The organism is Xenorhabdus eapokensis (assembly GCF_001908105.1).
The window spans coordinates 83,762-90,345 of the sequence record NZ_MKGQ01000014.1 but is presented as its reverse complement, the minus strand read 5'-3'; the positions used below and the strand labels follow the sequence as shown (position 1 = coordinate 90,345).

General features: G+C 43.4%; 5 protein-coding genes. 2 read left to right on the top strand and 3 right to left on the bottom strand.

What is annotated here, in order from left to right; genetic code table 11:
- Positions 1-138: 138 nt before the first annotated feature.
- Both Xedl_RS11510 and pepQ read right to left on the bottom strand, forming a co-directional pair.
- On the bottom strand, positions 139-750 hold the full coding sequence (locus tag Xedl_RS11510) for an IMPACT family protein (protein ID WP_074023835.1): 612 nt from the start codon (positions 748-750) through the stop codon (positions 139-141).
- Positions 750-2,084 carry a Xaa-Pro dipeptidase gene (pepQ, locus tag Xedl_RS11505; RefSeq protein ID WP_074023834.1) on the bottom strand — a complete coding sequence of 445 codons (1,335 nt, stop codon included), beginning with the start codon at positions 2,082-2,084 and terminating at the stop codon, positions 750-752. Before pepQ ends, Xedl_RS11510 begins: the two co-directional genes overlap by 1 nt.
- Positions 2,085-2,357: 273 nt before the next feature.
- On the opposite strand from pepQ, the gene fadB reads away from it, so the two are divergent.
- Together fadB and fadA are read left to right on the top strand one after the other, a co-directional pair.
- Complete coding sequence (fadB, locus tag Xedl_RS11500) at positions 2,358-4,544, top strand: fatty acid oxidation complex subunit alpha FadB (RefSeq protein WP_074023833.1); 2,187 nt, start codon at positions 2,358-2,360, stop codon at positions 4,542-4,544.
- A gap of 11 nt (positions 4,545-4,555) precedes the next feature.
- On the top strand, positions 4,556-5,719 hold the full coding sequence (gene fadA / locus Xedl_RS11495; RefSeq protein WP_074023839.1) for an acetyl-CoA C-acyltransferase FadA: 1,164 nt from the start codon (positions 4,556-4,558) through the stop codon (positions 5,717-5,719).
- Between the two features lie 160 nt (positions 5,720-5,879).
- On the opposite strand, the gene fre is transcribed toward fadA, so the two are convergent.
- On the bottom strand, positions 5,880-6,581 hold the full coding sequence (fre, locus tag Xedl_RS11490) for an NAD(P)H-flavin reductase (RefSeq protein ID WP_074023832.1): 702 nt from the start codon (positions 6,579-6,581) through the stop codon (positions 5,880-5,882).
- Positions 6,582-6,584: the final 3 nt, after the last annotated feature.

Here is a 6,584-nt window from a genome sequence, read left to right as displayed (position 1 = left end):
ATGATAAAATCTTGCTGTGACATAGCCTTTTGTTCCTTTATTTCTCTATTTTTGACGACTTAAAGTTATAAAGGAGCGGCTATGTCATTTCAACTCACCCTAAAAGTCGAGCATCGCGTTATAGTTATGATTTTTGTGTTAAGAACTTGGCGTTAAAAACAAAGCACCGCGGCTCAAGTCCCGTAATTTATCACCTATCTCACCAACAAGGGTAGCTGGCAACGAGACTTGTAACGTAACATTTTCAGCATAATCACTGGCGATCACTTGCCCAGAGAATTGATGTAACAACTGTTCTACCGTGGAAATATGTGCATACTCACACTGTAGCTGGTATAACTTCTGCGGTACTTTGTATTCGGTTTGCAACAGCTTCAGAGTTTGTTGTACCCCATTGCCATAGGCTTTTACTAATCCTCCCGTACCCAATTTTATGCCACCAAAATAGCGAACAGATACAGCGGTAATTTCCCCCAGACCACTTCCTATTAACTGAGCAATCATCGGCTTACCCGCGGTTCCAGTAGGCTCACCATCATCAGAAAACCCTAACTGTTGGGAATCATCCGGCGCTCCTGCCACAAAAGCCCAGCAATGATGCCGAGCATCAGGGTATTGCTCTTTGATGCTTTGGATAAATAACTTAGCCTCATCCACCCCGCTGGTGTGCTCCAGCAGGGTAATGAAACGACTCTTTTTTATTTCTTCAGTAAAGCTGACTGAAGCCGCCGGAATTAAATAAGGCTTCATTACGATAATTGTAAGTCTCTGGTCATATTTTCAATTTTTCCATCGTGAATAACGATGTTATCTTCAATACGAATACCACCATAAGGTTTCAACATATCGATTTTTTTCCAATCGAAATGTTGACGATATTCGCTTTCACGCCATTGCGCTAATAAAGTTTCAATGAAATAGATCCCAGGCTCAATGGTTAAAACCATTCTTGGCTCCAGGATACGGGTACAGCGCAAATAAGGATACATTTCCGGAGCTGTCAGATGGGTTCCTCTATCATCTTGCATAAACCCAGCAGCATCATGCACCTGCAACCCCAGAGGATGACCGAGTCCGTGTGGGAAAAATGGTGTCGTCAATCCTGTCTCAACCATATCTTCTTCACTGATCCCATGAACAATATCATGTTTTTTCAATATCCTGGCTATGCGTTTATGCATATTAACATGGTAATCAGTATATCGGACTCCCGTTCTCATTGTGCCGATGATCGCCTGCTGTTCTTCATTCAGATCCTTTATCAGTGAGGCAAAATCGTTATTAGGTTTTGCGGCATAAGTTCTGGTGATATCCGCTGCATAACCATGATATTCAGCACCAGCATCAATCAAGAAGCTGCGAATGTCAGAAGGAACCCTCTGTCGTAACTTATTGTAATGCAAAACAGCCGTATTCTCGTTCAAGGCAATAATATTATCATAAGGAACATCGGTATCACGGTGTCCGGTGGCCATCAAATAGAACATATTAATTTCGAATTCGCTCACGCCAGACAAAAATGCATCATAGGCTGCCAGATGACCATTGACGGCGGTTTTCTGAGCCTCACGCATACAAACCAATTCATAATCTGTTTTATATGAACGATGATAATTCAAATAATCCAAAACAGCTTTTGGGTTGATATTGTGATCAAGAATACCCAAAGATTTAGCACATTCAGTTTGTTCACCAATATAAGCTGTATTCTGTTTGGCTAATCCATTCAGCTTTGTGCTGATATCTTCAGCTTTTGCCAAATGAATCATTTCTATTTCATCAGTCCAATAGCTATTGGGCAGGGGTTCTACGCTGTGCCAGTAATCTACAGGTGAATAAAACCAGAGCTTAGGTTTATTAACTCCATCAATCCACAACCAGCAATTAGGCACTTTGGTCACAGGTATCCATGCCTTAAAGTGCACATTGACCTTAAACGGATAATGGCTGTCATCAAGAAAAACCCGTAATGATTCACCTGAATGAATAAGCAAGGCGTCAAGCTGAGTTCGTTCTAAGATTTCTTGGGCACGTTTTTGTAAGGTTTTAATATGTTCTTGGTACAGAGATGCCAACTTTTCCATCTTAATTAGCCTTTTGATTTTTTGGCAGGAGCTTAAATATTATCACAATTCATTATGGTGGGAGCTATCACGTGAAAAACCCTCTTTCTAAAATTAAGCTAATATATTTATATTTTTCAAAACACTAACTAAATATGTTGATCCCTGCCATAAATCTTACCTGTGATCCGCCCTACAAAAAATTCATCATCGGTTTGCATTAAATTAACACAGTAATCACAATCAACCTCATCTGGTCATACCAGATGGTATGCACTCATTGAGGAGAATGACATGCTCTACCTAAGTGAAACTATTCAAGTAAAATGGCTGAAAGATGGCATTGCTGAACTCATTTTCAATGCACCGGCTGCAATTAATAAATTAGATACAAAAACGGTGACTTCTCTGGATAAAGCCGTTTCCACCCTTGAGCAAGAGACTAAATTAAAAGGGTTGCTGTTGCGTTCTGAAAAACAAGCCTTTATTGTTGGCGCAGACATTACAGAATTTTTATCGTTATTCAGTGCGCCAGCAGAAAAACTGCACGAATTGCTAAATCTCGCCAACAATATCTTTAACCGTATAGAAGATCTCCCTGTTCCGACTATCTCCGCTATCAACGGCTACGCTCTTGGCGGTGGGTGTGAATTGGTACTTTCAACCGATTTCCGTATCGCCTCTCCAGATCTTCGCATCGGATTGCCAGAAACTAAACTGGGCATTATGCCGGGATTTGGTGGTTCTGTCCGTCTGCCACGTTTGATTGGCACAGACAATGCTCTCGAAATCATTTCCGCAGGAAAAGATATTGGTGCTGAAGAAGCGCTGAAAAATGGCCTGGTTGATGCCGTCGTTCCTGCCGAAAAACTGCTTGATTCTGCCGTTTCAATTCTGGAACAGGCCATTCGAGGAGACTTAGATTGGAAAGCAGCCCGTCAACCTAAACTAATACCTCTGAATCTCAATGAGATCGAACGTACCATGAGTTTCACCGTAGCAAAAGGTATGGTAATGAAGGTTGCCGGTCCGCATTATCCGGCTCCCATCACTGCGGTAAAAACTATTGAAAAAGCGGCTACACTAGGTCGCGATGAAGCTCTGAAACTGGAGTCCACCAGCTTTGTATCATTAGCGCATACCTCTGTCGCCCGTGCCTTAGTCGGTATCTTCCTGAACGACCAATATGTTAAAGGGCTGGCGAAAAAACATCTGCAAGCCGTCACAACCCCTGAACATGCGGCTGTATTGGGTGCGGGAATTATGGGAGGAGGCATTGCCTACCAATCAGCACGCAAAGGTATTCCTGTCTTGATGAAAGACATCAACCAAAAAGCGCTGGATTTAGGTATTAATGAAGCAGCCAAATTGCTGCATAAACAATTTGAGCGTGGACGCTTAGATGCTATGAAGATGGCGAAAATTCTGGCATCCATTCATCCAACCCTGAATTATGCTGGTATTGAGCAAGCCCAAATTGTGGTTGAAGCTGTCGTTGAAAATCCTAAAATTAAGGCTGCGGTTCTGGCTGAAACCGAATCGCATATCAGCGACGACTGTATTCTGGCATCTAATACTTCCACAATCCCCATCACTGAATTGGCAAAATCACTAAAACGCCCAGAAAATTTCTGTGGTATGCATTTCTTTAACCCAGTGCATCGTATGCCGTTGGTTGAAATCATTCGCGGTGAAAAAACCTCAGATAAGACTATTTCCAGCGTTGTGGCATATGCCAGTAAAATGGGTAAAACCCCGATTGTCGTTAACGATTGCCCAGGTTTCTTTGTAAACCGCGTATTGTTCCCATATCTGGCTGGTTTTGGCATGTTGTTGCGTGATGGTGGTGATTTCCGCCAAATCGACAAAATCATGGAAAAAGAATTTGGCTGGCCAATGGGTCCTGCATATCTCATTGATGTTGTCGGTATTGATACCGCTCACCATGCACAAGCTGTCATGGCTCAGGGTTTCCCTGACCGTATGAGCCGTGATTATCGGGATGCTATTGATGTGCTATTTGAAAATCAACGTTATGGTCAGAAAAATGGCGTTGGTTTCTATAAATATACCCAAGATAAAAAAGGCAAACCGAAAAAAGAGCTGGATGATACTACCGATCAGTTACTGACAAGCATCAGCAAACCGAAACATACTTTCTCTGGCGAAGAGATCATTGCTCGAACCATGATCCCAATGATTAACGAAGTTGTTCGTTGCCTAGAAGAAGGTGTCATTGCCAGCCCTGCGGAGGCAGATATGGCGTTGGTATATGGCTTAGGCTTCCCTCCATTCCACGGTGGTGTTTTCCGTTATCTGGATAATATGGGAACCGCAGCCTATGTGAAAATGGCAGAAAGTTATGCTCATTTGGGCGCCCTCTATCACATCCCTGCTGGCCTGAAAGCAAAATCCGAAAGCAATGAGAATTACTACCCTGCACCCGCAGAGCTTGTTGTTAATCCAGGTGAAAAAGCGTGAGGTCTGAAAACATGGAAAACGTAGTTATTATTGATGGTATCCGTACCCCAATGGGGCGCTCAAAAGGTGGTGTATTCCGTCAGGTCCGTGCCGAAGATCTCTCCGCACATCTGATGAAATCAATACTCAAACGCAACCCTGCCGTTAAGCCTGAAGATATTGATGATATCTCTTGGGGATGTGTGCAACAAACACTGGAACAAGGGTTCAATATTGCCCGTAACTCTGCCTTACTGGCAGGTATTCCTCATTCAGTCCCCGCAGTAACCGTTAACCGCCTCTGCGGTTCTTCAATGCAATCTTTGCACGACGGTGCCCGCATGATCATGACTGGTGATGCCAATATTGTTATGGTCGGTGGTGTTGAACATATGGGACATGTTCCCATGACACACGGTGTCGATTTTCATCCAAAATTAAGCCGTAACGTTGCCAAGGCAGCAGGTGTTATGGGATTGACGGCAGAAATGCTGGCTAAAATGCACAATATTAGTCGCACAATGCAAGATGAGTTTGCCCTACGTTCTCATCGACGTGCAGCAGAAGCGACCGAATCCAAGGCTTTCGCCAGCGAAATCGTTCCTATATATGGGCATGATGCTGATGGAAATATGAAATTCGTCGATTTTGATGAAGTGATCCGCCCAGAAACCAACCTAAAAGATTTGGCTGCGCTGCGTCCTGTTTTTGATCCAGTCACTGGCAGTGTAACCGCGGGTAACTCATCAGCACTTTCCGATGGCGCCTCTGCCATGCTGATCATGAATGAAAGTAAAGCTAAAGCGTTAGGATTAAAACCTCGTGCTCGTATCCGCTCAACGGCGGTTGTTGGTTGTGATCCTTCAATCATGGGTTATGGCCCTGTACCGGCAACACAGATGGCTTTGAAAAAAGCGGGATTAAGTCTTGCAGATATTGGTGTCATGGAACTGAACGAAGCATTCGCTGCACAATCCTTGGCTTGCATAAAAGGGTTGAACCTGCTGGATAGCATGGATGACAAAATAAATCTGCATGGTGGCGCTATTGCTCTCGGTCACCCATTGGGATGTTCTGGTACTCGCATTACGACCACCCTGCTTAATTTGATGGAACGTAAAGATGCTCAGTTCGGACTATCAACCATGTGCATCGGGTTAGGCCAAGGTATCGCCACGATTATTGAAAGAGTATAAAACCTAGCTGATGATTGAAATTTATGGCTTTTAAAAATTAACGTTTTTCCTTGTCTGTCTTATTTATTGCATCACCTAGTACGTTGTTACCATAGTTTCCCGCCTGTCAAGGGCGGGTTTTTTTTATTTTCTGTCGTCTTATCTTTGATCGGTAAACGGCTCAAATAAACTCAAATGCATCTCCATACATGTGCTCAATAGAAGCATCACGTTCACTACAGAATCGTTCACGGGCAATTTTAGCCATCTCAAAGCGGCCAGCAATGTAGATATCATGGTTTGCCAGACTGCCGAAATCCTCCAAAACCGCACTCAGAACTGTGCCCGTTCTTCCGCGCCAGTGTTCATCAACTTGTTCAACCACAGGAACAACGGTCAAATTTGGATAGCGCTCACTCAATGATTGCAACTCCCCCAAATCATAAAGGTGTTGCAATTCTCGTCCTCCCCAATAGATGGAAATTTCACGATTAGGATTTTTTTCCAATGCTGCCAATAAGATAGAACGCGTATATGAGAATCCCGTTCCGCCGGCAATCAATAACATCGGGTTTTCGCTGTCTTGACGAAACCAGGCCTGACCATGCGGAATATCAATTTCAATAACTTTCTGATCCAGGATCCTATCCATTACTGCCATCGCATAGAGATTTAGTTCAGAAGCACCAATATGCAGCTCAATCATCTGCTTTTCTGATGGTGGCGATGCCATGGAGAAAGGGCGTTTATCTCTTTCATCCATAATCACCATTAAATATTGTCCTGCACGGAAAGAAAAAGGCGAATCAGGTAATAAACGAACCCGATAAACTGTATCTGTAATGGAGTCAACCGATGTTACTTTACAGCTTAATATTGTCATGCG

Coding starts and splice junctions, on each gene's coding strand:
- fadA (WP_074023839.1), top strand. CDS start 4,556: ATGGAAAACGTAGTTATTATTGATGGTATCCGTACCCCAATGGGGCGC.
- fadB (WP_074023833.1), top strand. CDS start 2,358: ATGCTCTACCTAAGTGAAACTATTCAAGTAAAATGGCTGAAAGATGGC.
- pepQ (WP_074023834.1), bottom strand. CDS start 2,084: ATGGAAAAGTTGGCATCTCTGTACCAAGAACATATTAAAACCTTACAA.
- Xedl_RS11510 (WP_074023835.1), bottom strand. CDS start 750: ATGAAGCCTTATTTAATTCCGGCGGCTTCAGTCAGCTTTACTGAAGAA.
- fre (WP_074023832.1), bottom strand. CDS start 6,581: ATGACAATATTAAGCTGTAAAGTAACATCGGTTGACTCCATTACAGAT.